Annotated in this window: 19 protein-coding genes; 7 read left to right on the plus strand and 12 right to left on the minus strand. The window is 33.1% G+C overall.

Annotation, left to right across the window (positions count from 1 at the left end; genetic code table 11):
- Window positions 1-64: 64 nt before the first annotated feature.
- From cmk to BLV91_RS15600, 10 genes are all read right to left on the minus strand, one after another.
- Window positions 65-757, minus strand: a complete 693-nt coding sequence (gene cmk / locus BLV91_RS15555; RefSeq protein WP_091434943.1) for a (d)CMP kinase — start codon at window positions 755-757, stop codon at window positions 65-67.
- Between the two features lie 81 nt (window positions 758-838).
- The gene (locus tag BLV91_RS15560) at window positions 839-1,456 is read right to left on the minus strand and encodes a murein L,D-transpeptidase catalytic domain-containing protein (RefSeq protein WP_245709722.1); all 618 of its coding nucleotides are present in this window, start codon (window positions 1,454-1,456) and stop codon (window positions 839-841) included.
- 61 nt (window positions 1,457-1,517) lie between these two features.
- A complete protein-coding gene (gene porQ, locus BLV91_RS15565; RefSeq protein WP_091434945.1) occupies window positions 1,518-2,537 on the minus strand; it encodes a type IX secretion system protein PorQ in 1,020 nt (339 codons plus the stop codon).
- Window positions 2,538-2,708: 171 nt separating this feature from the next.
- Complete coding sequence (lon, locus tag BLV91_RS15570) at window positions 2,709-5,159, minus strand: endopeptidase La (protein ID WP_091434947.1); 2,451 nt, start codon at window positions 5,157-5,159, stop codon at window positions 2,709-2,711.
- A gap of 360 nt (window positions 5,160-5,519) precedes the next feature.
- On the minus strand, window positions 5,520-6,824 hold the full coding sequence (locus BLV91_RS15575; RefSeq protein WP_091434948.1) for an MFS transporter: 1,305 nt from the start codon (window positions 6,822-6,824) through the stop codon (window positions 5,520-5,522).
- Between the two features lie 140 nt (window positions 6,825-6,964).
- The gene (locus BLV91_RS15580) at window positions 6,965-7,783 is read right to left on the minus strand and encodes a M48 family metallopeptidase (RefSeq protein ID WP_091434951.1); all 819 of its coding nucleotides are present in this window, start codon (window positions 7,781-7,783) and stop codon (window positions 6,965-6,967) included.
- Window positions 7,784-7,872: 89 nt separating this feature from the next.
- Complete coding sequence (locus tag BLV91_RS15585) at window positions 7,873-10,272, minus strand: glycoside hydrolase family 31 protein (protein WP_091434953.1); 2,400 nt, start codon at window positions 10,270-10,272, stop codon at window positions 7,873-7,875.
- A 188-nt stretch (window positions 10,273-10,460) separates the two neighbouring features.
- Window positions 10,461-12,368, minus strand: a complete 1,908-nt coding sequence (glgB, locus tag BLV91_RS15590) for a 1,4-alpha-glucan branching protein GlgB (RefSeq protein ID WP_091434954.1) — start codon at window positions 12,366-12,368, stop codon at window positions 10,461-10,463.
- Window positions 12,369-12,433: 65 nt separating this feature from the next.
- Complete coding sequence (locus BLV91_RS15595; protein WP_091434956.1) at window positions 12,434-13,714, minus strand: glucose-1-phosphate adenylyltransferase; 1,281 nt, start codon at window positions 13,712-13,714, stop codon at window positions 12,434-12,436.
- Complete coding sequence (locus BLV91_RS15600) at window positions 13,711-15,132, minus strand: glycogen synthase (RefSeq protein ID WP_091434958.1); 1,422 nt, start codon at window positions 15,130-15,132, stop codon at window positions 13,711-13,713. The genes BLV91_RS15595 and BLV91_RS15600 overlap by 4 nt, the downstream gene beginning before the upstream one ends.
- A gap of 188 nt (window positions 15,133-15,320) precedes the next feature.
- Here BLV91_RS15600 and BLV91_RS15605 point away from each other — a divergent pair, with 188 nt between their 5' ends.
- The 4 genes from BLV91_RS15605 to BLV91_RS15620 all read left to right on the plus strand — a co-directional run bounded on the left by BLV91_RS15605 (window position 15,321) and on the right by BLV91_RS15620 (window position 18,394).
- Complete coding sequence (locus BLV91_RS15605; RefSeq protein ID WP_091434960.1) at window positions 15,321-16,187, plus strand: alpha/beta hydrolase; 867 nt, start codon at window positions 15,321-15,323, stop codon at window positions 16,185-16,187.
- 13 nt (window positions 16,188-16,200) lie between these two features.
- Window positions 16,201-16,590 carry a peptide-methionine (R)-S-oxide reductase MsrB gene (gene msrB, locus BLV91_RS15610; RefSeq protein ID WP_091434962.1) on the plus strand — a complete coding sequence of 130 codons (390 nt, stop codon included), beginning with the start codon at window positions 16,201-16,203 and terminating at the stop codon, window positions 16,588-16,590.
- Between the two features lie 4 nt (window positions 16,591-16,594).
- Window positions 16,595-17,239, plus strand: a complete 645-nt coding sequence (locus BLV91_RS15615; RefSeq protein ID WP_091434965.1) for an endonuclease III domain-containing protein — start codon at window positions 16,595-16,597, stop codon at window positions 17,237-17,239.
- A 126-nt stretch (window positions 17,240-17,365) separates the two neighbouring features.
- Window positions 17,366-18,394 carry an isoaspartyl peptidase/L-asparaginase family protein gene (locus BLV91_RS15620; RefSeq protein WP_091434967.1) on the plus strand — a complete coding sequence of 343 codons (1,029 nt, stop codon included), beginning with the start codon at window positions 17,366-17,368 and terminating at the stop codon, window positions 18,392-18,394.
- Window positions 18,395-18,472: 78 nt separating this feature from the next.
- On the opposite strand, the gene BLV91_RS15625 is transcribed toward BLV91_RS15620, so the two are convergent.
- Complete coding sequence (locus BLV91_RS15625; RefSeq protein WP_091434969.1) at window positions 18,473-19,423, minus strand: NAD(P)H-dependent flavin oxidoreductase; 951 nt, start codon at window positions 19,421-19,423, stop codon at window positions 18,473-18,475.
- 163 nt (window positions 19,424-19,586) lie between these two features.
- Here BLV91_RS15625 and BLV91_RS15630 point away from each other — a divergent pair, with 163 nt between their 5' ends.
- The 3 genes from BLV91_RS15630 to BLV91_RS15640 are packed head-to-tail and all read left to right on the plus strand — an operon-like array spanning window position 19,587 to window position 21,935.
- Window positions 19,587-20,201, plus strand: coding sequence for a hypothetical protein (locus tag BLV91_RS15630; protein ID WP_091434971.1), 615 nt, complete (start codon window positions 19,587-19,589; stop codon window positions 20,199-20,201).
- 2 nt (window positions 20,202-20,203) lie between these two features.
- Window positions 20,204-20,497, plus strand: a complete 294-nt coding sequence (locus tag BLV91_RS15635) for a winged helix-turn-helix domain-containing protein (protein WP_091434973.1) — start codon at window positions 20,204-20,206, stop codon at window positions 20,495-20,497.
- A gap of 55 nt (window positions 20,498-20,552) precedes the next feature.
- On the plus strand, window positions 20,553-21,935 hold the full coding sequence (locus BLV91_RS15640) for a DUF4153 domain-containing protein (RefSeq protein ID WP_091434975.1): 1,383 nt from the start codon (window positions 20,553-20,555) through the stop codon (window positions 21,933-21,935).
- Between the two features lie 454 nt (window positions 21,936-22,389).
- Here the strand turns inward: BLV91_RS15640 and BLV91_RS15645 are convergent, their stop codons facing one another.
- A complete protein-coding gene (locus tag BLV91_RS15645; protein WP_091434977.1) occupies window positions 22,390-25,386 on the minus strand; it encodes a sensor histidine kinase in 2,997 nt (998 codons plus the stop codon).
- Between the last annotated feature and the right edge of the window lie 239 nt (window positions 25,387-25,625).

Raw genomic sequence — 25,625 nt, forward strand, 5'->3', positions numbered from 1 at the left:
AATTCTTTAATTTTAAAAATTAACAAGCCGTAAAACTAGTATTTAAATTGAAATATACAAACATTTAGTTTGCTTCAATAATCTCATTTACTAATCCTAGCACAACATCAAACTGTTCTTCTCTACTAAGATACGAATTGTCAATTTCTATGGCATCCTCAGCCCTTACCAATGGGGAGTTATCTCTATGGGTATCAATATAATCACGCTCTTCTACGTTATGCAAAACTTCTTCAAAACTTACATCATCTCCTTTTTCCGTTAATTCGTCATAACGCCTTTGTGCTCTGGTAGCTGCGCTGGCGGTCATGAATATTTTTAGTTCCGCGTCAGGGAAAACGACGGTCCCGATGTCTCTGCCGTCCATAACGACTCCTTTGTCCTTGCCCATTTCCTTTTGTTGCTCCACTAATTTGGCACGCACTTCAGATATTTCGGCTACTTTACTAACGAAACTAGATACTTCAATAGTCCTAATTTCTTTTTCCACATTGGTATCATTTAAATACATTTCAGCAAAGCCCAAATCTGAATTAAATTTGAACTGTAATTTTATAGATGGCAAACTCGCTATCAATTTTTCTTTGTCAAAAAGCTCGCTGTTTATATATCCATTCTGCATTGCAAATAGTGCAATAGCGCGATACATAGCTCCAGTATCGACGTACACATATCCTAAATGTTTTGCAAGTTGTTTTGCCAATGTGCTTTTTCCTGTAGATGAAAATCCGTCAATGGCGATGGTGATTTTTTTCAATGTTGTAATTTTAATGTTCTGTAATTAAATTTCTATTTTGCCTTGTGCGTGTTTATAAAAGAGGTTTCATTACTTACTTTTTTAGTAGTAAATACTCATAATAATATTCGAATCTGAATTGTCTATTATTTCCGCTAGCCTTTCAAAATAGCGTTCGTTAACCGCCGGACAGCCAAAGCTTTTTTCTATAGACCCATTTTGCTCTTGCTCAGGAATACTACTCATTTTATGCAGCACTATATTTCTGGCGAATGCATTACTATTTGTTTTGTCTAACCCATATAACTTGTACGCTTTCCCATAAGACCCTAAATAAGAATTACCTACAGAATAGTTCCCCAATGATGTGCATAATGAATTACTGACATTGCTAAATCTCAACTCCCCCGTTGATCTCTTTTCTGACCCAAAGCCATGCGTAACTAGACCTTCATCTATAATTTTATTGCTTTTCAAATTATAAATAAAAAACCGAAACTTACCGGACTCAATACCCATATCAAGAAAAAAAGCAATTTCTTTATTATACTTCGTACTAGAGTTGACCACTTTTTTTACTTCATTTATCTGAATAGTAAATCTTTCTTCGGCAGAATTATACTTTGGCTTTTCAGAAAAACCCGAAAAAATAAATCCCACAAATACCAGAAGTACAAGTAGTGCTCTCATCTCTTTATTTGCCTTTAAATTTGTATTCATTTGTCATTTACATTAAATAGTCTTGACGGAATAAATCCGTTTATCTTTCATTTACAAACTGCTATTGAAAATTAATCGTCAACCCAAACAAACTTGTATTGCCCGCTAAAGTGTAACGCGAATACGAATAATTAAATTTCAATTTATTCATTTTTAATCCAAAACCTAGTGAAACTCCCGAGAAATTGCGCTGTTCAAGAATCCGCAGTTCCTCTGCCCTTCTAAAATTATACCCCAGCCGAAGGTTAAATGTTTTTTTAGGAAACAATTCCACTCCAAAAATCACATGACGCAATGCGTTATTCGTAAACGAAACTTTCTCTTCGTTTGTATTCCCATCAATTGACGTTTCAGCCCTTTCAGGATTAGAAAAAGCAATATTCCATTGTTGTAAATTCTCTAACGTAAGATGCCATCTTAAGGGAACATGTTCTAATTCCTGTGAAACACCCACTAGTATTTCCAACGGCAATTTTTCATTCACTCCCGAATAGGTGGTAAATTGCGTTCCAATATTTCGAATTACCAACCCCCAATTAACATCATTTCTTTCATCAATAAAAATAGCACCAATATCTATAGCTCCTCCCAAGGACGAATAACTTTCAAGCGAGGAGGAAATCAACTTTGCATTTGCTCCTACATGTATTGTCGTATAAGGTATGTTGTACGCATATCCCAAAGAAAGCGCTATTTCACTTCCTGTGAACTCAGTTGTATACTGTCCGTTTTCGTCATAACCTTCAAATTTACCGTAATTCACATAATTAACTCCAGCCTGAAACGTTTGCAAATGCCGATCGTATGTGTAGGCATATGAAGCTGTACCATAAGTAACCTCGTTAAAGTAATTACCATAATTCAACGCCAAATGATTATCCATTTCCACATTTATGGTTGCAGGATTAAAATTCACTTGATTGACATCATCATCATAAATAGTTATCGTTTTTCCACCTAAGGCTGCCTGTCTAGGCGAAGTAACCAAATTCAAAAACTGATAAGTATACTTGCCTCCTATTTGACTGTAGGACACAGTACAAATAAATAACGACAAGAATAGAAAAATGTTTCTGAACATACTTTAGGTCTCTGTTTTCGTAAAATAAAACGCAAATGCGAAGATAAAATTATAGTAGCAAAAATACTCATTATAAATCTCCAAATACCACTTAAATAAAATTCCAAAATCATTGCCTAATTATCTTAAGTTTTGATTTTGGAATATACATTTAGAAATCAAAAAGACTACTTATAAGATTTTGGCATTTTTAACCTTTTGATCCGTAATTGCAATTTTCAAAACATCACTCATTTCTTTAACGTAATGAAAAGTTAAGCCTTCAATATATTCTGGCTTTATTTCATCAACATCACTTTTATTTTCATGACACAGAATAATCTCTTTAATATTAGCGCGTTTTGCTGCCAATATTTTTTCTTTAATTCCACCTACAGGTAATACTTTCCCTCTTAATGTTATCTCACCAGTCATCGCCATGTTTTTCTTAACTCTTTTTTGAGTAAATACTGACACTAAAGAAGTCAACATCGCTATACCTGCACTTGGTCCATCTTTTGGTGTCGCTCCTTCTGGAACGTGTAAATGGATATTATATTTAGATATTATCTCTGGATTTAAGCCCATTAATTCCGCATTAGCTTTTAGATATTCCAATGCTATTGTAGCTGATTCTTTCATTACAGTACCTAAATTACCCGTAATGGTCATAGCGCCCTTACCTGGAGAAATTAAAGATTCTATAAAAAGAATATCACCACCTACACTTGTCCAAGCTAATCCTGTAACAACACCTGCCACATCATTACTTTCATACTTATCTCTTTCTAATCTAGGAACACCTAGAATTCGAACGATATCTGCATCAGTTACTTTTTTATTGTACTCTTCCTCCATTGCAACTGATTTAGCTGCATTACGGATTACTTGTGCAATTTTAGCTTCTAAACCACGAACACCAGATTCACGAGTATATCCTTCTACAATTTTTTCCAACTGTTTTTTACCAATTGTTAAATCTTTGGTTGTTAAACCGTGTTCTTTTAATTGTCTTGGCAACAAATGCTGACGTGCAATCTCCACTTTCTCTTCAATAGTATACCCAGACATTTTTATGATCTCCATACGATCTCTCAATGCAGGCTGAATAGAAGACATTGTATTTGAAGTAGCTATAAACATCACTTTTGACAAGTCATATCCCATCTCTAGGAAGTTATCATAAAATGAATTGTTTTGCTCTGGATCTAATACTTCAAGTAAAGCTGACGAAGGATCTCCTTGACTGCTCACTGACAATTTATCAATTTCATCTAATACAAATACAGGATTTGATGTCCCTGCTTTTTTCAAGCTTTGGATAATCCTACCTGGCATAGCACCAATATATGTTTTTCTGTGACCTCTTATTTCTGATTCATCACGCAAACCTCCTAAGGAAATACGAACATATTCTCTCCCTAAAGCTTCGGCAACGGAACGACCAATAGAAGTTTTCCCTACTCCTGGAGGTCCTGTCAAACAAATAATAGGTGATTTCATGTCATTACGCAATTTCAAAACTGCCAAATGCTCAATCATTCTTTTCTTAACATCTTCTAACCCAAAATGATCTCTATCCAAGATTTTTTGCGCTCTTTTTAAGTCAAAATTATCTTTTGAATATTCATTCCAAGGCAATTCTAAAAACAGCTCTAAGTAATTTCTTTGAATTCCAAAATCAGGTGCCTGTGGATTCATTCGGCGCATTTTTGACAATTCTTTTTCGAAATGCTTTTTGGTTTTTTCATCCCATTTCTTAGACTTGGACTTAAGTAACATCTCTTCCATTTCCTCCTCTTGCGAAGAACCACCCAATTCTTCTTGGATTGTTTTCATTTGCTGTTGAAGAAAATATTCTCTTTGTTGTTGGTCTAAATCAAAACGCACTTTAGACTGAATGTCGTTTTTTAACTCGAGTTTTTGCAACTCAATATTCATAAAACGAAGCGTCTCTAACGCTCTATCTTTCAAACTACTAATAGCAAGAAGATCTTGTTTTTCTTTAACTGATAAATTCATGTTAGAAGTAACGAAATTAATCAGGAAAGATTGACTTTCAATATTTTTAATAGCAAAGGTCGCCTCGCTTGGAATGTTCGGACTTTCTTTTATTATTTGAATCGCCAATTCTTTGACAGACTCAAGAATAGCTAAAAATTCAGTGTCTTTACTCTCTGGCCTACTTTCTTCAAACTCTTTAATAGTTGCAGTAATGTAAGGCTCTTCAGAAACTACAGTGTCAATTTCAAAACGCTTTTTACCTTGAAGAATAACTGTCGTAGTACCATCAGGCATTTTTAAAACCCTTAATATTCTAGCAACAGTTCCTATGCTATGAATATCATCCTTTGTAGGTTCCTCGTCTTCTTCGTTTTTCTGAGCAACAACACCTATTATTTTTCCTCCTGCATTCGCGTCATTAATTAGCTTAATGGATTTATCACGTCCCGCAGTAATTGGAATTACAACACCAGGAAACAACACCATATTGCGTAAAGGCAAAATTGGTAATGATTCTGGCAATTCCTCGTTAATCATTTCTTCTTCATCTTCAGGAGTCAATAATGGAATTAATTCAGCTTCTGAATCATATTCCTGAAGTGACAGATTGTCTATTGTAAGTATTTTATGATTTGACATAATTATATATAAGTCTTTTTGTCATTAAAAAATTTGAGTTCATGAACAAATATAGGGTTTCGACACTTTATATATCAATAAAATTGACTTTTTCCCATACCATTCATCAAGTACTTAAAAGGGACAATCATTGTGCCAAAAGAAAATTATTGACCAATATATTGGTAAAAGCACTCCAAATATCCCCCTTGAAAAAATCTGAAAAAACACTATTTATGTTGCAAGAAATAGAAATGAAAATGATTCCAAAGTGTTTTTCACATTAACGCAGCTACTACCAAAATAGTCAACATCATGCCGTACAATCGATTCTTTTTCTATTGTTACTATATTTTTATTTTACATTGAATAAAAATAAAATTATGCCTCTTTCTTCTCTTTCATAAAACTAAGGACAACATACCCCAGTAAGAAGAAGATCGCCAGGATAAAAAAGGAATTGCGCATTGAGTTAGTGATAGACGCAACAAAACCAAAAATAAAGGTTCCAAAAACAATGGCAATTTTCTCTGTTACATCAAAGAAACTAAAGTAAGTTGCGTGGTCTTCTGTATCTGGCAATAATTTCGAATAAGTAGAACGTGACAAAGATTGTATCGCACCTAAAACCATTCCTATAGTTCCTCCAAGAGCATAAAACTGAATATCGATGTATTGATTTTTAGCATCTAACAAATAGGCTGATAAGCAAATAAGACACCAAATTGCAATAGTTAATTTAAGTGTTTTTATGTTTCCAATTTTTTCTGATATTCTTGAAAATACAAAAGCTCCAAAAATAGCAACTACATTTATTAATAATATAATGATAATTAATTTGCTAGTTCCTATTCCCAATTCTTTTTTACCAAAGATTCCAGCTAATAATATTACCGTTTGAACACCTATACTATAAAGGAAGAAAGCAGTTAAAAACTGTTTAAGATTGGTTTGTTTATTTATACTTTTTGTAACTACTTTAAGCTCTCTAAATCCATTGAAAAGAACATCCGTTCCCGATTTTTTTTGAAATACATTATTTGGTAAATAGTGAAATGTAACTTGCGCGAAACCCATCCACCAAATTCCAACGGATAAAAATGAAATTCTTGCAGGTAAAGAACTATCTGTAATTCCATACCATTCTGGCATCATGACCATAGTCAAGTTAAATCCTAATAATAGTAAAGAACCTGTGTAACCAAACATAAACCCTTTGGCACTAACCCTATCATGCTGCTCAGGATGAGCAATTTCTGGTAAATAGGAATTATAAAAAACAATACTCCCCCAAAAACCAATACTCGCTAGAATGGTACCTAAAATCCCAATCCACAAAGTATCTTGGCCTGTAAAAAAGTACAAACTCATTACTGAGAGCGATCCCAGATAACAAAAAAACTGCATAAATCGCTTTTTGTTACCAGTAAAATCAGCAATTCCAGATAAAATAGGTGACATAAACGCAACGATTAAAAAAGAAAATGACAAAGAATAAGACAGTAGTGAAGAATTATTAAATTCCATTCCTAAAAACTGCACAATATCATTATTACCACTCGTAACACTTTCGTAATAAATAGGAAACACCGCAGTTGCAATAACTAGACTATAAACAGAATTTGCCCAATCATAAAATGCCCAAGCATTAATTAATTTCTTATCCCCTTTTTTCAATGCTATCATATCTGTAGTTTTATACGAATTTATTTATTTTTATGACATAAACGCTATAAAAACACGGAATTTAAAAAGTTTAACCACTATTTAAACGAAGAAAGCCAATTCGATGAATTGGCTTTCTTTGTTTATGTAATTACAATAATTTATTTATATATCATTCCGAATTTTGCCGCAGTGGCTTTAGCTTCAGGAATTAATTTTTTCAAATCGGCAATTCTAGTTGCATCAGATGGATGTGAACTTAAAAAAGGCGGTGGTGCTTGACCTTGAGAATTCGCTGACATTCTCATCCAAAACGCAATGGATTCATCTGGATTATATCCTGCAATTGCCATTAGTGTCAATCCAATTTTATCTGCTTCAGTTTCATGGCCTCTACTGTAAGGAAGCATTACTCCCACTTCTGAACCTACACCATAGATTTGTTGCCATGTTTGTTGTGCTTGTTCGCTTTTTCCTCCTGTTGCAACAGCTACCCCTACGGCACCAAGGCCCTGAAGTTGAGATGCACTCATACGTTGTGCACCGTGATTAGCTAAAGCATGAGAAACTTCATGTCCTATAACAGTCGCTAAACCAGCTTCGTCTTTCGTTATTGGTAAAATACCAGAGTAAACAACAATTTTTCCTCCAGGCATACACCAAGCATTAACGTCTTTACTTTCAACTAAGTTGTATTCCCAACGATAATCCTTTAAGTATTCAGGTTGACCAACATAAGCTACGTATTTCTCAGCGGCTAGTTTAATTCTCGCCCCTACTTTGGCTACCATATTTGCATCAGCAGTACCTGAAATTATTTTGTTCTCCTTTAAGAAAGTACCGTATTCTTGAAATGAAGAAGGAAAAAGTTCGCTATTAGATACGAAATTCAAGGTTTTTTTTCCGGTAATTGGATTCGTCGCACAAGAAAATAGTAAACCTATTGTGCAAACTCCTAGAAGTATTGAATGTTTTTTCATGGTTATAATTTTAAATATTAACAAAAATACGAATATTACGAACTTAAAGTTTATAAAATTCATGCGAAAAGTATCATTTTTTTGTGTTATTACTTTCCTGTAATATGCAGAACATTAAATTCTTTGTCCACAATCAGATAATTATCCCTTTCAATAGCTTCAATATCAACGGCAACTTCTTCATTGTCTATTTCGATACTTTTAATTTTAAACGGCAGTCCAATCAGATTAATTTTATACATCGAATATGGAGTGTCATATTTACCTTCTTTGTGCAATTGAATATTTAACTCCAATTCTTTTCCAGTTACTTGAAATGTCAAGAAACTGTATCTCCCCTTTTTATAATCATAGCCGTCTTGAGCATCTTCATAGACTACTGACTTTTCTTTACCTTCTTTATAATATAAATCTAATGTCAATTCATCAAACTCCAATTCACCTACATATTGCTGAACAGGGTATTTTGGAATAACAGCTCCTGCTTTTACAAAAACTGGTATTTCATCATATTTCGTATCTACCCACATTTCTTTTCCACCATTCACTAAACTATTTGTCCAATAATTATACCACTGACCACGTGGCACATACATCCTTCTACCTATAGCATTAGGTTCTAAAATAGGACAAACTAATATTTGATTTCCAAATACAAACTCATCATTTCTATAGTGTGTTTGAGTGTCAGCTTGGTCAAAATACACCAAAGGCTTAAGCATAGGAATTCCTTCCTCAATATATTGCCAAAACATAGTATACAAGTAAGGTAATAACTGATAACGTAGATTGACGAATTTTCTCGTGATATCAACCACTTCTTCATCAAATGCCCAAGGTTCTTGGTCCCCATGATCTCCTGAGGAATGCGTTCTGCAAAAAGGGTGAAAAACACCTAACTGAATCCAACGAGTAAAAAGTTCTCCAGATGGCTGTTCGGCAAATCCACCGATATCAGATCCTGTGAATCCCATGCCCGAAATTGACATTCTTTGCACTTGAATATTTGCAATCCATAAATGCTCCCAAGTCGCAACGTTATCCCCTGTCCATGACGACGTATATCGCTGTGCCCCTGCATAAGCAGATCTCGTTATAATGAACGGTCTTTTCGGATATGCAAAACGTTTCACCCCATGATAGGTGGCTCTAGCCATTTGCGTTCCGTAAATATTATGTGCTTTTCTATGACTACAAGGATTCCCGTCATAATCATGTCGGACATCCATGGGGAAAGTTTTGTTAGGAACTTCCATCACCGCGGGCTCATTCATGTCATTCCACACTCCTTTTACTCCAATATCAGAAATTAACTCTTTAAACAATCCTGCCCACCATTCTCTAACTTCGGGATTTGTATAATCCGGAAAATTGCATTCTCCAGGCCATACTTTTCCTTTCATATAGGGACCATCGGCTCTTTTGCAGAAATAATCTTTTTCTAAAGCCTCTTTATAAACTGAATATTCTTTGTCTATTTTTATACCCGGATCAATGATCACAACCGTTTTAAAGCCATCCTCTGCTAATTCAGCCACCATTCGTTTTGGATCTGGGAAATATTCTTTATTCCACGTAAAACATCTAAAGCCGTCCATGTAATCAATATCTAAATAAATCGCATCACAAGGAATCTTTAATTCTCTGAATTTTGCAGTTACTTCCTTCACATTACTCTCCGGAAAATAACTCCATTTACATTGATGGTAACCCAAAGCCCATAAAGGCGGTAATTCCGGTTTCCCTGTAAGATCAGTATAACTGGCAACAACATCCTCCATCTGTGGACCATGGATAAAATAATAATTCATCTCTCCTCCTTCTGCCCAAAAACTCGTTACATTTCTTCTTTCATGACAAAAGTCAAAAAAAGTTCTAAATGTATTATCGAAGAAAATTCCGTAGGCCTGTTTGTGCTGTAATCCGATATAGAACGGAACTACTTTATATAATGGCTCTTGGTCCTTTTGAAAAGCATATTGATCTGTTGCGAAATTCTCTAATCTTTTCCCTTTCAAGTTCATTTGGGTCGCTTTGTCCCCTAATCCATAGAAACATTCACCATCCTTTGAAGCCTTACTCATCTTAACGATATTACCGCCAAACTCATAACTCTCCTCCCAATGAAAACCCAATTCATCTTCAAGCAACACATTGTCATTCAAATCAAAAATAGATATTCTCATATCAATCTTCTGAATGATACATTTTACTTTACTGGTTTGTATCTTATAAAACTCAAGTTCCTCTGTTATTTCAAGAAAATTATATCCATGGGAATGACTTTTGTCTATCGCATATGAAAAGTCGTTGCTAAAATATCCTTTTGTAGTGTAGCGAAAACGAATTAAACTATCGCGTACTATGGTTACTTTTAATATTACGCTATTGTCGGAGTGAAAAAACACTGAATCTACATCATGTTCAAAAGAAACTATTTTTGATGGATATAAATCCCCTTTAAATTCTAATTCTGTATTTGTAATCATTATGGTAGGTTATTAAAAATAAGGCTGATATGAAACGGCAAAAATACAAAAAAGCAGTTCAATTTTCTACCTAATCCTTTTATTTAAATATGCCTTATAATTCTGCTGTAAAAAAGAAACAGTATTAATCCATGGGATCAATACTGTTTTTAATAATATTAGTCAAAGGAATTCTACTCCCCTATTTTTTATGAGATTTTAAAAACAGTCACACTCAAAGGAGGTAATTGCAATTCAATTGAATAATCCCTACCATCATATGGCGAAGCATCAATCACTAATTTACCAGAATTACCAATACCGCTTCCTCCATATATTGTGGCATCACTATTGAAAATTTCATTAAGCTTTCCTTTTCTTGGAAGTCCAATTCTATAGTTCTCACGAACTACTTGAGTAAAATTACAAACCACTACAACATCATCTTTTGGTTTTTCCCCTTTTCGAATAAATGACATAACTGCATTTTGATGATCTGAATAGTTGATCCATTCAAAGCCTTCAGGACTGAATTGCTTTTCATGTAAAGCAGGTTGCTTTTTGTATAATCCATTCAAATCTGTAATTAATTTCTTAACCCCTTCATGAAACGGATATTGCAATAAATGCCAGTCTAAACTTCCCTCGAAATTCCATTCGGTACTTTGACCAAATTCACATCCCATAAACAATAATTTTGTTCCAGGATGGGTAAACATATAACTGTAAAGTAACCTCAAATTTGCAAATTTCTGCCATTCATCGCCTGGCATTCTTCCTGCAATCGATTTTTTCCCATATACAACTTCGTCATGTGACAATGGTAACATGAAATTTTCAGAGAAAGTATACGTCATAGAAAAGGTCAAATCATTTTGATGGTATTTTCTATAAACCGTATCCTTTTGAAAATATTCTAAAGTATCATGCATCCATCCCATCATCCATTTCATTCCAAATCCTAGGCCTCCAACAGATGTTGGTCTTGAAACCATTGGAAAAGAAGTACTTTCTTCAGCAATCGTCTGCACTCCTTCAAAATTGGAATAAACGGCTTCATTAAATTCTTTTAAAAAACTGATAGTGTCAAGGTTTTCATTACCGCCATAAATATTAGGTTCCCATTCTCCGTCTTCACGTGAATAATCTAAGTACAGCATTGATGCTACAGCGTCAACACGAAGTGCATCTGCATGATAGTTTTGCAACCAAAAAAGTGCATTACTAATCAAAAAGGAACGCACTTCATTACGTCCATAATTAAAAACTAGACTTTTCCAATCTGGATGATAGCCTTTTTTACGGTCTGGATGTTCAAATAGATTTGAACCGTCAAAAAATCCTAGTCCATGTGCATCATCAGGAAAGTGAGATGGCACCCAGTCCAGAATTACCCCGATACCTGCTTGGTGCAATTTATCAACCAAAACCATGAAATCCTGCGGTTCCCCAAAACGGGAAGTGGGCGCAAAATATCCTACTAATTGATATCCCCAAGAAGGATCATAAGGATATTCCATTATGGGCATAAATTCAACATGAGTGAATCCTGTTTCCTTTACATAACTTACTAATTCTTCAGCAAACTCAAGGTAAGTCAAAAAACGATTGCCTTCAGCATGACGTTTCCAAGATCCCAAATGAACTTCGTAAACAGAATAGGGTTTATCTAAACCATTATGGTCCTGACGCGATTTCATCCATTTCGTATCCTTCCATTTATAATCAAGATCCCAAATTACAGAGGCCGTATGAGGTGGCTGTTCACAGTAAAAAGCGAATGGATCTGCTTTTTCAGTAACAATTCCGTCATTATTAGAATGTATTCTATATTTATAGGTTGCTCCTTTTTCTACATTTGGAATAAAACCTTCCCAGATACCTGAGGAATCCCAGCGTACTTCAAGTTGGTGTTCGCCCTCTGTCCAAAAATTAAAGTCACCCACAACAGAAACAGAACGTGCACTTGGAGCCCAAACCGCAAAATAAACACCCTTAACACCATCTAATTCAATCAAATGTGCACCAAGTTTTTCATATAATCTGTAATGCTTTCCTGCTTTGAACAAGTCGATATCGAAATCACTAAAAAGGGAATGTGAAATAACTGTACTCATATATTATTTGTATAATTCTAAAGTTTTAAAATAGAATATTAATTTAAAAAATAATTCTAATAACTTTAATTAATCTTATAGTTATCTGGTAGTATAGCACCCTTTTTAATAACAACAATTCCTTCTTTAATGGCATACAGTTCATTTGAAAAGTCAGCCAAATGTTTTCCCCCATTGATATAAACGTCATTTCCAATTCTACAATTTTTATCGACAATTGCATTGCTAATAAAGCAATTCTCACCAATACCAATTAATATTTTGCTTTTTTCAACGTCAGCATTCATATCATCTAAATTCTGATAGAAATCATTTCCCATTATATAACAATTCTGAATAATAGTTCCGTCTCCAATTCTAGAACGAATACCTATTACTGAGTGATTAATCTCTTTGGCATTTAAAATACAACCTTCAGAAATTAAAGACCTATCTACAAGTGTTTTTTGAAATTTTGACGGAGGCAATAATCTTGGTCTAGTATAAATTTTATTGTCATTGTCAAACAAATTGAATTTTGGTATATCATCAGTCAAACCTATATTAGCTTCAAAAAAGGAATCGATATTACCAATATCTGTCCAATAACCTTCATATTGATAACTTAGGATCTTTTTATTACCTACGGCTTGCGGAATAATTTCTTTTCCAAAATCTTTCGTTTCCTTATTTGACATGATATCCACCAACAAATTTTTATTGAAAATGTAGATTCCCATTGATGCCAAATAATGCTTCTCCTCAGACTTCATTTGCTCACTCACATCTGATTTCCAATCGGATAAAAGCTCTTTAGCAGGTTTTTCGATGAAAGATTCAATACAGCTTTCACTGTTTGTTTTTAGGATTCCAAATTCTGGAGCATCTTTAGCATTAACTGGCAATGTGGCAATCGTAATATCTGCCTGGTTTTTAATATGCTCTTCGATCATATCATTGAAATCCATTTGGTATAACTGATCCCCAGAAAGTATTAATGCGTAATCAAAATCATGATTTAAAAAATGAGGCATACATTGTCTAACGGCATCAGCAGTCCCTTGAAACCAAGTTGGATTATCAGGAGTTTGCTCAGCGGCAAGAATATCAACAAAAGCGTGGCTAAATACACTAAAATTATAGGTGTTCTTAATATGAGCATTTAATGAAGCCGAATTGAATTGTGTCAATACAAACATTCTATAAATATCTGAATTCATACAATTAGAAATTGGAATATCCACTAATCTATACTTCCCTCCTATTGGAACAGCAGGTTTAGACCTAGATTCAGTCAACGGGTATAATCTGGATCCTTGACCTCCTCCTAAAATAATCGCAATTACATTTTTCTTTTTAGCTTTCATACTTTTTTAATTATTAAATTATAGACCTCTATATATTCTTGACAAACTCTTTCCCACGAATGGTCTGTGAGCATTCCTTTTTTTCTAATTTTATTTAATTTTTCTTTATCCTTATATAGGTTAATACCTCTTTGTATCGAATAACAAATATCTCCAACCGAAGCTTGATCATGACAAATACCATTTCCGTCATCTCCAAAATCAATTACGGTATCTTTCAAGCCTCCTGTTCTCCTCACAATTGGAATTGTTCCATATCGCAATGAATACATTTGGTTCAACCCGCATGGTTCTACTCTTGACGGCATTAATAAATAATCTGCTCCTGCGTAAATCAGATGTGCTAATTCCTCATTATACCCTATGAAAGTATTATAATTCCCTTTATAATCAGGCAATAAACTATTTAATTGATTTTCAATTTCTGGATTTCCAGAACCTAAAATCAAGATATTAATTTGCTCGTAGTTCTCAGACATTGCCAAAGCAGTAGCATGCGGCAATAAATCACCTCCTTTTTCTTCTAGCAATCTTCCTATAAAACTGAATAATGGTTTGCTCGGATCCAAATTAAAAAGGGTACAAAGTATTTCTTTGTTTTGCTGTTTACCTACTTCAAAATTAGTTACAGAATAATTTTTCTCTAGCATTTTGTCCTTTTCAGGATCCCAAACTTCAGTATCAATTCCGTTTAATATCCCTCTCGATTTATAACGAACAAGGTTGAACAATGTTTCTAATCCATTAGCTGAAAAATTGATTTCGTTCAAATAATTTGGAGAAACAGTTGTCACTGCCCAAGCACATTTTATTCCAACCGCCAATGAATTGATACAATTATCCCATTCTAGAACGTTAACATGAGCTAAGTTAAACACTGGTAAATAATGTAATTTATCAAACCCAAATTGTCCCTGGTATAAACCATTATGTATCGTAATCATTGATGGTGTATTCTGTAATTTTTGGTATTTATTACAGTACAACATCATAAAAGGAATCAAGCCTGTATGATGGTCATGGCAATTTATTACATCTGGCATTCCATCTCTTCCAATTATCCAGTCTAAAGAGGCAATTTGGAAAGATAAAAACCGCTCAATGTCATCCTCATATCCATACACGTTTTTTCTGTCAAAAAGCTCCGGAATTTCTATCAGATACAGTTCAAACCCTAATTTATTAGTAGTCTCTTTCAGAACACTAAAAGAAAAATTAAATCGCCCTAATTTGACGGTTCCCCAATGAACACACTCAAAATCATTTTCTTTTTTAAATTTTGTATCATAACATGGTATTACAACCCTTGTAAGATGTCCAGCATTATTTTGGTATTTTGGTAAAGCTCCCACAACATCTGCTAATCCACCAACTTTTGCTACAGGGTAACACTCTGCACTTATATGAAATATTTCCATTTATTAATTATATTGTTCATCAATTATTTACAATTTTATGAAAGATCTCCAAAATTTATTAAGGGTATTCTTTCCTAAATGTAAATGTCAATTAAGAGGTTAATATTTTACTAATTATATTACTTTTATGTTTTTCTAAATTTAGTGAAAAATAAATAAAATAAAAGCACTCTTACAAATTTATCGATATGACAAAAAATACTTCTATTCATACACAATCATTGAAAATTCCTAAGTTTATACTGCTTAGCAGTAAGTTTATCTCCTTTATTTCTCCAAAACTGACCATATTATATGCCGCAAAATTATTCACAACTCCTATAAAACATAAAATTCCAAAAAGAGAATTGCATATGGACAGTGATAGTGTCCAAAAATTAGTCACTATTCCAAGCTTAAATAAACAAGTCGTTGTCTATGAATATGGAAGAAGTGAAAAGAAAGTTTTATTGGTACATGGATGGTCTGGTCGCGGAACCCAATTAGTAAAAATTGCTGATGAATTACTAAAATCAGGCTATTCTACTGTGAGTTTTGATGCACCAGGACATGGAAAATCACCTGGTAATAATAGTATAATGACGGATTTTATTGCTGCAATCATCGAAATAGATACACAATACGGACCATTTGATGCAGCCATTGGTCATTCCCTTGGTGGAATGTCAGTATTAAATGCCGTTAAACAAGGACTTGAACTAAAATGTGCGGCAATTATTGGAAGCGGAGATATTGTACAAGATATCATTGATGATTTTGTCGCGAAACTTGAATTAAAACCAGAACTTGCTACTGCTTTAAGATTGCATTTCGAAAAAAAATACGGAGGAAAAATGAACGACTATTCTGCTTATAAAGCTGCCAAGGATACTGATATTCCAATTCTGGTAGTCCATGATAAAGACGATCCAGAAGTGTCTGTCAAAGCAGGTATTCACATACACAAACATTTGCAAAATGGAAAATTAATGCTGACTGAACGCTTAGGGCATCGAAAAGTTTTAGGCAATCACGAAGTCGTTGAAAAAGTCGTTCAATTCATTACTAATAACTAATAATATATATACCATGAAATACCCTTTAGAAAAAACAGAAGATCAATGGAAAGAGGAATTAGGTGAAGAACGATATAATATCCTTCGCCAAAAAGGAACTGAGCGCCCTCATACTGGAGCCTACAACCTCCATTATGAGAAAGGAACCTACTGCTGCGGCGCTTGCAACGAACCTTTATTTGAAAGTAACTCAAAATTTGATGCCCATTGCGGATGGCCTTCATTTGACGATGCCATTCCTGGAAAAGTAAAAAATGTCCTAGACAAATCACACGGAATGATTCGTACCGAAATTGTATGTGCAAATTGCGGAAGTCACTTAGGACACGTATTTAATGATGGACCAACTGCTACAGGACAACGTTTTTGTGTGAATTCACTGTCAGTAGACTTTAAAGAATAATGATTTGGATCTATTTGAAAATTCAAGTGATTGGGCTAAAAAATTAGACCCAATTCTTGTTAAATATAAAGGAAGAAAGCACCCGCTAGACCATCATAACCTTTACCAACTATTGGTAATGGTAGTGCTTTCTGCCCAAGATTCTGATGCTAATATAAACAATATTTCTCCTGCATTATTTACTGCTTATCCCAATATGGAAAGTTTCCTCGGATCGAATATAGAGACTCTAATTCCATACATATCTAATGTCAAGAATTTTAAAAATAAAGCCAAATGGCTGATGGAAATTGCAAAAAAGATCCAAAAAGATGAAAATATTCCATTAAGTATGCACGCTTTAGTTGCCCTAAAAGGCGTTGGACGGAAATCAGCAAATGTTATTAGGCGTGAATTTAGTGTTCCCGCAACAGGAATTATCGCAGATTTACATGTAATTCGAGTAGCTCCAAGAATTGGAATAACAGCAGAAACTAAAGACGGAATAAAAGCCGAAAAACAACTCATGCAAGTGCTACCAAATAACATCTGGAGCGAAATTGGAATGGCAATCTCTTTTCTGGGAAGAGAAACTTGTCGGCCTCAACCTAAATGTCCTGAGTGTCCTATAAATTCGATTTGTAAATATTACAGTGAACCTTATAAATAGTAAAAGAATACTGTAGTTCACTATTTTAAAATCGCTATCAACTTCTCTGGAAAATAGCTAATAACAATTTGTGCAACTTTTTGATTATCTATACATTTACAATTAAACCTAACTAAATTATCTTACATGAAAAAAACTATCGCCCTTCTATTAATCCTTTTTGTGTTTGTTCAATGCAAAAGTGTAAAAACGCCCGCTAATGATAATTTTGCAATAGTAATTCATGGAGGTGCTGGAACTATATTGAAAAAGAATATGTCTCCAGAATTAGAGGCAGAATACAAAGCAAAGCTCGAAGAGGCTGTAAAAGTTGGTTATGCAGTTTTAAAAAATGGTGGTTCAAGTATAGAAGCAGTAGAAAAAACTATTAATGTAATGGAGAATTCCCCATTATTTAATGCAGGAAAAGGAGCCGTGTTCACTAATCAAGGAAAGAATGAGTTAGACGCATCAATAATGGATGGAAAGACCCTAAAGGCAGGTGCAATTGCTGGGGTTACTACAGTTAAAAATCCAATTAGTCTGGCAAGAGCGGTAATGGAAAAATCAGAACATGTACTATTAGCAAGAGAAGGAGCTGAATATTTTGCAAAGGAAAACGGACTAGAGCTAGTAAATCCTGCATACTTTTATACAGAAAACCGATACCAATCGTTACTAAAAGCACAAGAAAAGGAGAAAATTGAGCTTGATCACTCCGGAAACACCTCATTTTATGACCCGTACATCAAAGACAATAAATTTGGAACTGTAGGTTGCGTAGCCTTAGATAAAAACGGAAATCTTGCTGCAGGTACTTCTACTGGCGGGATGACCAACAAAAAATGGGGACGCATTGGTGATACGCCTATAATTGGGGCCGGAACTTATGCTAATAATACTACTTGTGGTGTTTCTTCAACCGGATGGGGAGAATTTTTTATTCGTAATGTCGTCGCTTATGATATCTCAGCTCTAATGGAATATAAAGGATTATCATTAGAGGATGCTGCTAAGGAAGTAATTCAAAAGAAGCTAACGAAACTTGGTGGTGATGGTGGAATCGTAGCAATGGACAAAGACGGAAATATTTCAATGGAATTCAATACTGCCGGCATGTACAGGGCTTCAATAGATACCAAAGGAAAATTAATGATTGGAATTTACGAAAAGTAATGAACAATGCTTACCAACTAAAAAGCCTTTTAACTCATAATTATATGACTTAAAAGGCTTTTTTTTATGTTTAAACAGTTACAGACACAATCTATCAACTATTTTAGATACGGAACTTATTTCGGTTGTATTTTCAATGGTAGGTCCGGCAACCCAAACCGTTTTATAAGTAACTTCAGTAGCGGCTTTTGTAACCGCATTTGATCCTATCATATAACGTATCATTTTAACCCACTTTTTTAGTGTTTTACTTTTATTCAATGTTTTTTCAATCCAAGATTGTTTTGTCCCTACTTTTTGAACATAAGGAGTATTAATTACAGTACATGGCGTTCCTGAAATTTTCTCTGTCAACACGATATCCTCTGCTTTATAATCAACGCAAGCTTGTTTATATTCCTCTGAAACTCCCGACTCAAATGAAGCTATAAATGGACTTCCCACTGAAACTCCTACTGCACCATAGGCCATCATTTTATCAAGTTCAGCCTTTGTACTCACCCCTCCTGCCGAAATAATAGGCAGCGTGGTCTTTTCATTTAATTCTTTTATCAATTCTTCAGGCGAAAGATTTCCGCGGTGACCACCAGCTTGATTATTTACCGCTATTAAAGCATCAGCTCCTAAGCTTTCTACTTTTTTAGCAAAAGCCAAGTCTGTAACATCACAAAAAACTTTAATCCCTACTTTGTGCGCTTGATTGATCGTCTCCTCAGGCGAACCTAGTGAAGTGATGATAAAATCTACTTTTTCATCACACAATACAGCTAATTGGTCTTTGTATTTGATATTTGATTTATTCACAATTAAATTATAGCCAAAACTCCCACCTGCAACTTTAGCTGCTTTAAGTTCTATAACAGAAGCTCGCAATTCTTCCAGTGTTCTGTAGTTTAAAGCTGGAATACAACCTGCCACACCAGCTTTCATTCCCTCAATAACCATTTTAGTATTCGAAACAAGAAACATAGGCGCCATAATTAATGGACGATTTATCTGTAATAGAGCAGTAAGCGTAGGTTTGGTCATTTTAAGTTTTTTTAATTCTAACAAATATATACAAATATACTATGCGTGCCTACTAAATTTAATATCAATACAAAGTTAAAAAGTTCATCGATAAAATATTTTGTTCTTTTTCCTTTTTTTATTTAAAATAAATAATAACTTTGTATTTCAAAGTACTTTAACTATGGCTGATAAACATCAAGAAGATTTAATGCATATTCGTTCTATGATGGAACGTTCTTCCCGTTTTATTTCACTGAGTGGACTTTCTGGTGTTTTTGCAGGACTATCTGCATTAGTCGGTGGAACATATGTCTACTTGCGTTTAAAAAATTTAGGCATTGATTATTTGACTTCTGAAAACTCTTTTTATGATAAAGATTTGGTTCTAGAGTTTTTTCTAGTAGCGTTAATTGTTCTGTTCTTTGCTTTAACTTTTGGAATCTATTTTACTTTGCAAAAAAGTAAAAAAAACAATCATCCTATTTGGACTTCAACTACTAAGAACTTAGTTATTAATTTGGCTATTCCTTTATGTGTAGGATTCGTGTTTTGTCTTTCGCTATTGATACATAACTTGTTTGTTTTTATAGCACCAGTAACCTTATTATTCTATGGTTTAGCGTTAATAAACGCTGAGAAATATACCTTTTCGGATATTAAGTACTTAGGATATCTTGAACTAATTTTAGGTATGCTATCACTATTCTTCATAGGTAAAGGATTATTATTTTGGATTGTAGGTTTTGGAGTATTACACATTTTGTATGGTATTATTTTATTTAAAAAATACAAATAATAATGGGTATCATCGATAAGCTAAATAAGGATTTTGAAAGCAGAGTAAGACTGGGTATTATGTCTATTCTGTTAGTAAACGATTGGGTAGATTTTACCGAAATGAAATCCTTATTAGAAGTAACTGATGGAAATTTAGCTAGCCATTCCGCTGGCTTAGAAAAGATGAATTACATCGAAGTTAAAAAAGAGTTTGTAGGTAAAAAACCGAAAACTTCGTACCGAGTTACAAATGTTGGACGTATTGCCTTCAAAGAACATTTAAACTTTCTTGAAAAATTAATAAAATCAAAATAGCCTATTTTTTTAACTTTTTACTTTGAAAAACAAAGTACTTTTAAACTTTTGAAACATGAAAAAACATCAATTAATTATCGTAACAACAGCAATTTTTTCATTATTATTTTACAATGAAAGCCTAGGTATCAACCTTGCATTTTTTGCTCTATCGTTATTATTTATAACTATCAACCAGACTAAAACTAAAACAACTCTCTTTAAATGGTTCATTGCAACAACTCTGCTATCCGTTGCAGCATTTGCTTATTATGGCGATATAGCATCATTTTTTGCTCTATCGTTATCATTAATTTTTTTACAATTTCAAAGTCAAGACCCGCAACTTAAGTTGATACAAACTTTGCCTATCGTTATTCTTAACATGGTCACTTCAATAGGAAGACCCCTAATTTTTAGTCAATGGTTTCCTAGAACCAAAATCGATAATAATGTCGCCAAGAAAATTATAGCCTACATCCTAATTCCTTCTGTTTTTTTAGTGCTGTTTTTTATAGCTTACTCTTTTGGTAGTGATACCTTTTCTTCATTATTTCTATATGAATTAGATTTAGATTTTTGGCATTTTATACTAATTTCTTGTGTTGGTTTTTATATTTCCTTTAGTTTTTGGAATTATTTTACTCCAAACTACTGTCATACTATTAATTCAAAACTAGCTGATAAATTTTCGGACCAAGCTAAAGAATTAAACAAGGGTAGTTTTTCATTTCTAGATCTTACTTTTGAACGCAAAAGTGGCGAGATTTCACTTGTTTTACTAAATTTTATGTTAGTCATATTTATAGCTACTTACAACTACGAGCAATTTTTTAAAGTACCAAATAGCACCAATCTAAGCGCCGCGACACATGATAGAGTTAACGCGGTAATCATTTCGATTATAATGGCTGTGGCGGTAATTTTATTTTATTTCAAAGGAGGTTTCAATTTTGATCCTAAAGCCAAATTATTAAAAGCCCTAGCAAAAGTCTGGATCGGTTTAAACGCTATTCTGATTATAAGCTCCGCTATAAAAAACTCAGAATATATCTTCGAATTTGGAATGACCTACAAACGATTGGGTGTATATGCTTTTCTAACAATTACGTTTATTGGTTTAGTAATTACGTTTTTAAAAATCAAGAATAAGAAGACAAATGCTTTTCTGTTTAATCAAATGTTTCTGTACCTATATGCTTTAGTACTAGTATGTGCCATCTTTAACTGGGGAAACTTAATTACAACTTACAATATCAGCGTAAACAAAGGAGTAGATCCACAATTTATAAGTCGACTTAATTATAATGATAAAGCTAGAAGAGCGTATTTTAAAGAAAATCACTTAGATGGTACTTATAACGAAGAATCAAAAGAACGAGAAATCAGTCACAATCAAAATACCAGTTTCTTATCAAAAAATTTATATTATTTAACTATTGAGCAAATTAAAAAATAAAGTATAAAAACAGAGAGTCCGAAAAAAAAATTTCGGACTCTCTGCTACTAAACCAAAGTATATATTATTCAAAAACTAAACAATTAAATTTATGATAGAGTTGGGGCAAATCATTAATACTAATGGTAGTTTAATTCTTTAACGAATTTAGATAAAAATAGATTAAAAGTACAATATAATCGACTAAATACATGTTTTTTAAACAAAAGTACGTTATTACTTATAAAATAAAATGTTGAAGATAGTGTATTACATAAAGTATAATAAATAATATTAAAACTTTATAAGAACCACTATCTTCTTAGTTAGCCAATTTAAGACCTTAAAATTGAAACTATTTGAATAGCTTTACTCTAATACTAAGCTCTTTTTCCGCTAAATTATTTTAATTATTAATTAAGATTAATCTTAAAGCCATATTATAATGCCTTTTCTAATTAATCTCCAATAAAACTTAGAAATTAATAAATAATTGAATAGTAACTGTCGTACCATTACATTCGGTAAAATCAATCTTTATAGGGTCCAAATTGTCTTTTTGTAACAAAACAATGCGTTCCCTAGCTAAGGCGATACCCCTAGATACATGAAATGTAGATTTTTTGATTGCCTTTAGCCCCTTTCCGTTGTCAATAATCTTACACTCTAAAACCCGTTCGTCAATCATTTTAAAGGAAATATTCAGTTTTGGTGAAGGAACAAATTCATCAAAAGCATGAGCAAATACATTTTCCACAAAGGGTTGTATCAGCATGGGTGGGATTTCAAATAAGCTTACAGCAACCACAGGGTCAATATAAACATCACATAAAACACGGTCTTTAAAACGCATATTTTCAATACACATGTAACTTTTTAAATATTCGACTTCATCTTTAATCGATATAGTTTGTTTTGGAGAATTTTTTAAGGTCTTTCTCATCAAAGTAGCAAATTCACTAATATAAAGTGACGAATTAACTTCATCATTGTCTTGCACGAAACCTTGAATAGATTCTAAAGCATTGTAAATAAAATGAGGATTCATTTGATTTGACAGCGCTTCAAACTTAGCTTCGGTTATTTGCTTTTCTATAATGGCTTTATCTCTTGCCTTATTCTTCTTCCGCACGAGTATATAAACCACAACTCCCATAACAAATAGGAAAATAATAGTAATAAACCACCAAGCAAACCAAAATGGCGGTGAAATATAAACTTTAAGCAATTTAAAAACACTAGATTTCCCAGCATTTAAATCTAAAACTTCCACTTCTACTAAATAATTGCCATAAGGCAAGTAAGCTAAAAACAAATTAGTTTTGTCGCTATAAGGGCTCCAACGATTCGAGCTATTTAAACGATATCGAAATTTTAGTTTATCAGCAATAGCATGGCCTTCTGGAATAAAATCAATCGAAAGCGAATTCTGATTATAATCAAGCCTCAGTTCCTCTGAAGCATAACGGAACCAATTGAAATTGGATTTATTGAGAGCTGTATTATTGACAGCTATACTACTAATTCCTAACTTTGAAACCGTTGATTGTTCCTTTGTAAGCGTATTTAAATCAACAACATAATATCCTTTTTGTGTACCAATCCATAACTGGTTCTCAAATATTTTTGAAGTCGTGAATACACAATCCCTTAATCCCAATTGCTTATCAATCAATCGTACTTTTCCATCTTTATATATATTCATTCCTTTTTCGGTTCCAATTAATATATAATCTTTAAAAGATTCAAGAAATAAAATTGTATTTCCATTGATATCCTCTTTGGGAATGGTTTTTACTATTTTGAATGATTTTCTATCATCTACGATAAAGATAGTTCCAAATTCTGATGCTAAAATCAGCTGCCCATCTCTATTCACCGTAATATGTTTGAACTTTTTTTCATTCCAAATTCCTTCAGCCAAATAAGAGTGAAATTGATTGTTTTTATAAACATACAGTCCATTAAAAACCGACAGCAAATACGTCTTGTCTTTGTTAGTCAAAATCTCCACAATATACTGAGGAGTATTTTTATTGAACTTTGAAAAATGTTTAATACTTTGACCGAGCGCATCCTCATATAATCTGACACCCGCATAAGTAATAGTCTCAATAAATTTACCGTCATAGGTAAACCCCATTTTCAAACTGTGTTTAGGTAAGTAGTTTTTAATGTTTCCTAAACTGTCTATTTCAAATATCCCTATGTTGCTGCCTATCCAAAAAGAACCATTGTTTTTTACCATTTCATAAAACTCAATACCACTAGCTGGAATCGTAAAATTTAATTCAAAATCTCTTGATTCAATTCCTTGCTTGTTAAGTACTTTATTTCCTTTTTTTAAAAAATCTAATTCGAAATTTTTAAAATCAACAAGTGAAATACTTTTTGAAATGCTTTTACTTGAATCTAAAATAGTCAAACCTTTGTTGTGTAAAATAAATTTCTGTAGGCCTAAATATTCGAAATCTATTACTGATTTTGCATCAAATAAATTATAATCAACTACTCTATCTAATCGAACTTCATAAATTCCTTTATCATTAGAACCTACATATAAAATATCCTTTGATTTATCATACACTACATTTAATAAAATTTTAGAGCCTATTCCAAAATATTCCGAAACATTAAACATTTTATCATTCTCAATTTTGTAAAGTCCTCCGTCTGGAGCATAAACTCCCCAAGCAGCAGCATAAATTGAGTTTGTTTTGCCTTTTGCATATTGCCATACAAAAGATTTTCCGAATCTAGAATTGGAAATTTTACCCTCTAAAATATCATTAATATTAAATTTATCTATAAATCCTTCATTACTACTATAAAGTGCAGATCCATAAATAGCTAATTCATAGGTGTTTTTACGCAAAATAATTGGAATAATTTTTGGCTTTGAATCCGATTCATCAATTTTAAATAAACCATCAAAAATTGATGCAAAATAAATTTCATCTCTGTATTCGAAAAACGAAATACTAATAAAATCCTCTTTATGAGAAGGCACTATTGGTGTTACTAATTTATTTGTATTTATATCAATGATTGAAACTCCCTGCTCCGTGCCCACATATATCTTTTTTTTGAAAGAAAATACTTTTCGCGTTTTATCAGCTAATAGGCCATCTTTTGTTGTAAACACAGTATATTTTTCACCATCATATTTAGTGATACCCCCTCCATAACTGGCAAACCACATATTTCCGTTACTGTCCTGACAAATATCCCAGCAACTGTTATGCCCTAATCCATCAGATTCATCGAGATTAGAAAAGGAGCCATTTTCCATTTTGGAAACACCATTTTCCGTGCCAATCCATAAAACGTTATTCGAATCCAAAAATAAGGACCGAACAGCATTATTAGGTAAACCATCAGCGGTAGTATAATTTTTCGATGGTAAATATTGTCCAAATAGTGAATATGAAAAAATAAAATATATAAAAACGCAATAATTTTGAAATTTCATTGACACGCAATTAATAATAGTGATAATACTAAATAAGACCAGGAGCTACATAATCTTTGTACGCGTACTGTTAAATATAGTAAGCTAAAATAATCTTTAAAAAAGTATAAAACTGTATTTTGTAAGAAAAACATATTTTTATAAGGATCAGGAACAAAACCTGGGGAGGATTTAATAAAAATATAGATATTTGCAGAGCAAAACAATAATAAATGGATTCATTCGAGCTTTTAAAATTT

This window comes from Flavobacterium degerlachei (assembly GCF_900106645.1).
Classification (GTDB): Bacteria; Bacteroidota; Bacteroidia; order Flavobacteriales; family Flavobacteriaceae; genus Flavobacterium; species Flavobacterium degerlachei.

What these genes read in the sequence shown, in the direction of transcription:
- BLV91_RS15560 (WP_245709722.1), bottom strand. Translation starts at nt 1,456, where the DNA reads ATGAATACAAATTTAAAGGCAAATAAAGAGATGAGAGCACTACTTGTA.
- porQ (WP_091434945.1), bottom strand. Translation starts at nt 2,537, where the DNA reads ATGTTCAGAAACATTTTTCTATTCTTGTCGTTATTTATTTGTACTGTG.
- lon (WP_091434947.1), bottom strand. Translation starts at nt 5,159, where the DNA reads ATGTCAAATCATAAAATACTTACAATAGACAATCTGTCACTTCAGGAA.
- BLV91_RS15575 (WP_091434948.1), bottom strand. Translation starts at nt 6,824, where the DNA reads ATGATAGCATTGAAAAAAGGGGATAAGAAATTAATTAATGCTTGGGCA.
- BLV91_RS15580 (WP_091434951.1), bottom strand. Translation starts at nt 7,783, where the DNA reads ATGAAAAAACATTCAATACTTCTAGGAGTTTGCACAATAGGTTTACTA.
- BLV91_RS15585 (WP_091434953.1), bottom strand. Translation starts at nt 10,272, where the DNA reads ATGATTACAAATACAGAATTAGAATTTAAAGGGGATTTATATCCATCA.
- glgB (WP_091434954.1), bottom strand. Translation starts at nt 12,368, where the DNA reads ATGAGTACAGTTATTTCACATTCCCTTTTTAGTGATTTCGATATCGAC.
- BLV91_RS15595 (WP_091434956.1), bottom strand. Translation starts at nt 13,714, where the DNA reads ATGAAAGCTAAAAAGAAAAATGTAATTGCGATTATTTTAGGAGGAGGT.
- BLV91_RS15600 (WP_091434958.1), bottom strand. Translation starts at nt 15,132, where the DNA reads ATGGAAATATTTCATATAAGTGCAGAGTGTTACCCTGTAGCAAAAGTT.
- BLV91_RS15605 (WP_091434960.1), top strand. Translation starts at nt 15,321, where the DNA reads ATGACAAAAAATACTTCTATTCATACACAATCATTGAAAATTCCTAAG.
- msrB (WP_091434962.1), top strand. Translation starts at nt 16,201, where the DNA reads ATGAAATACCCTTTAGAAAAAACAGAAGATCAATGGAAAGAGGAATTA.
- BLV91_RS15620 (WP_091434967.1), top strand. Translation starts at nt 17,366, where the DNA reads ATGAAAAAAACTATCGCCCTTCTATTAATCCTTTTTGTGTTTGTTCAA.
- BLV91_RS15625 (WP_091434969.1), bottom strand. Translation starts at nt 19,423, where the DNA reads ATGACCAAACCTACGCTTACTGCTCTATTACAGATAAATCGTCCATTA.
- BLV91_RS15630 (WP_091434971.1), top strand. Translation starts at nt 19,587, where the DNA reads ATGGCTGATAAACATCAAGAAGATTTAATGCATATTCGTTCTATGATG.
- BLV91_RS15635 (WP_091434973.1), top strand. Translation starts at nt 20,204, where the DNA reads ATGGGTATCATCGATAAGCTAAATAAGGATTTTGAAAGCAGAGTAAGA.
- BLV91_RS15640 (WP_091434975.1), top strand. Translation starts at nt 20,553, where the DNA reads ATGAAAAAACATCAATTAATTATCGTAACAACAGCAATTTTTTCATTA.
- BLV91_RS15645 (WP_091434977.1), bottom strand. Translation starts at nt 25,386, where the DNA reads ATGAAATTTCAAAATTATTGCGTTTTTATATATTTTATTTTTTCATAT.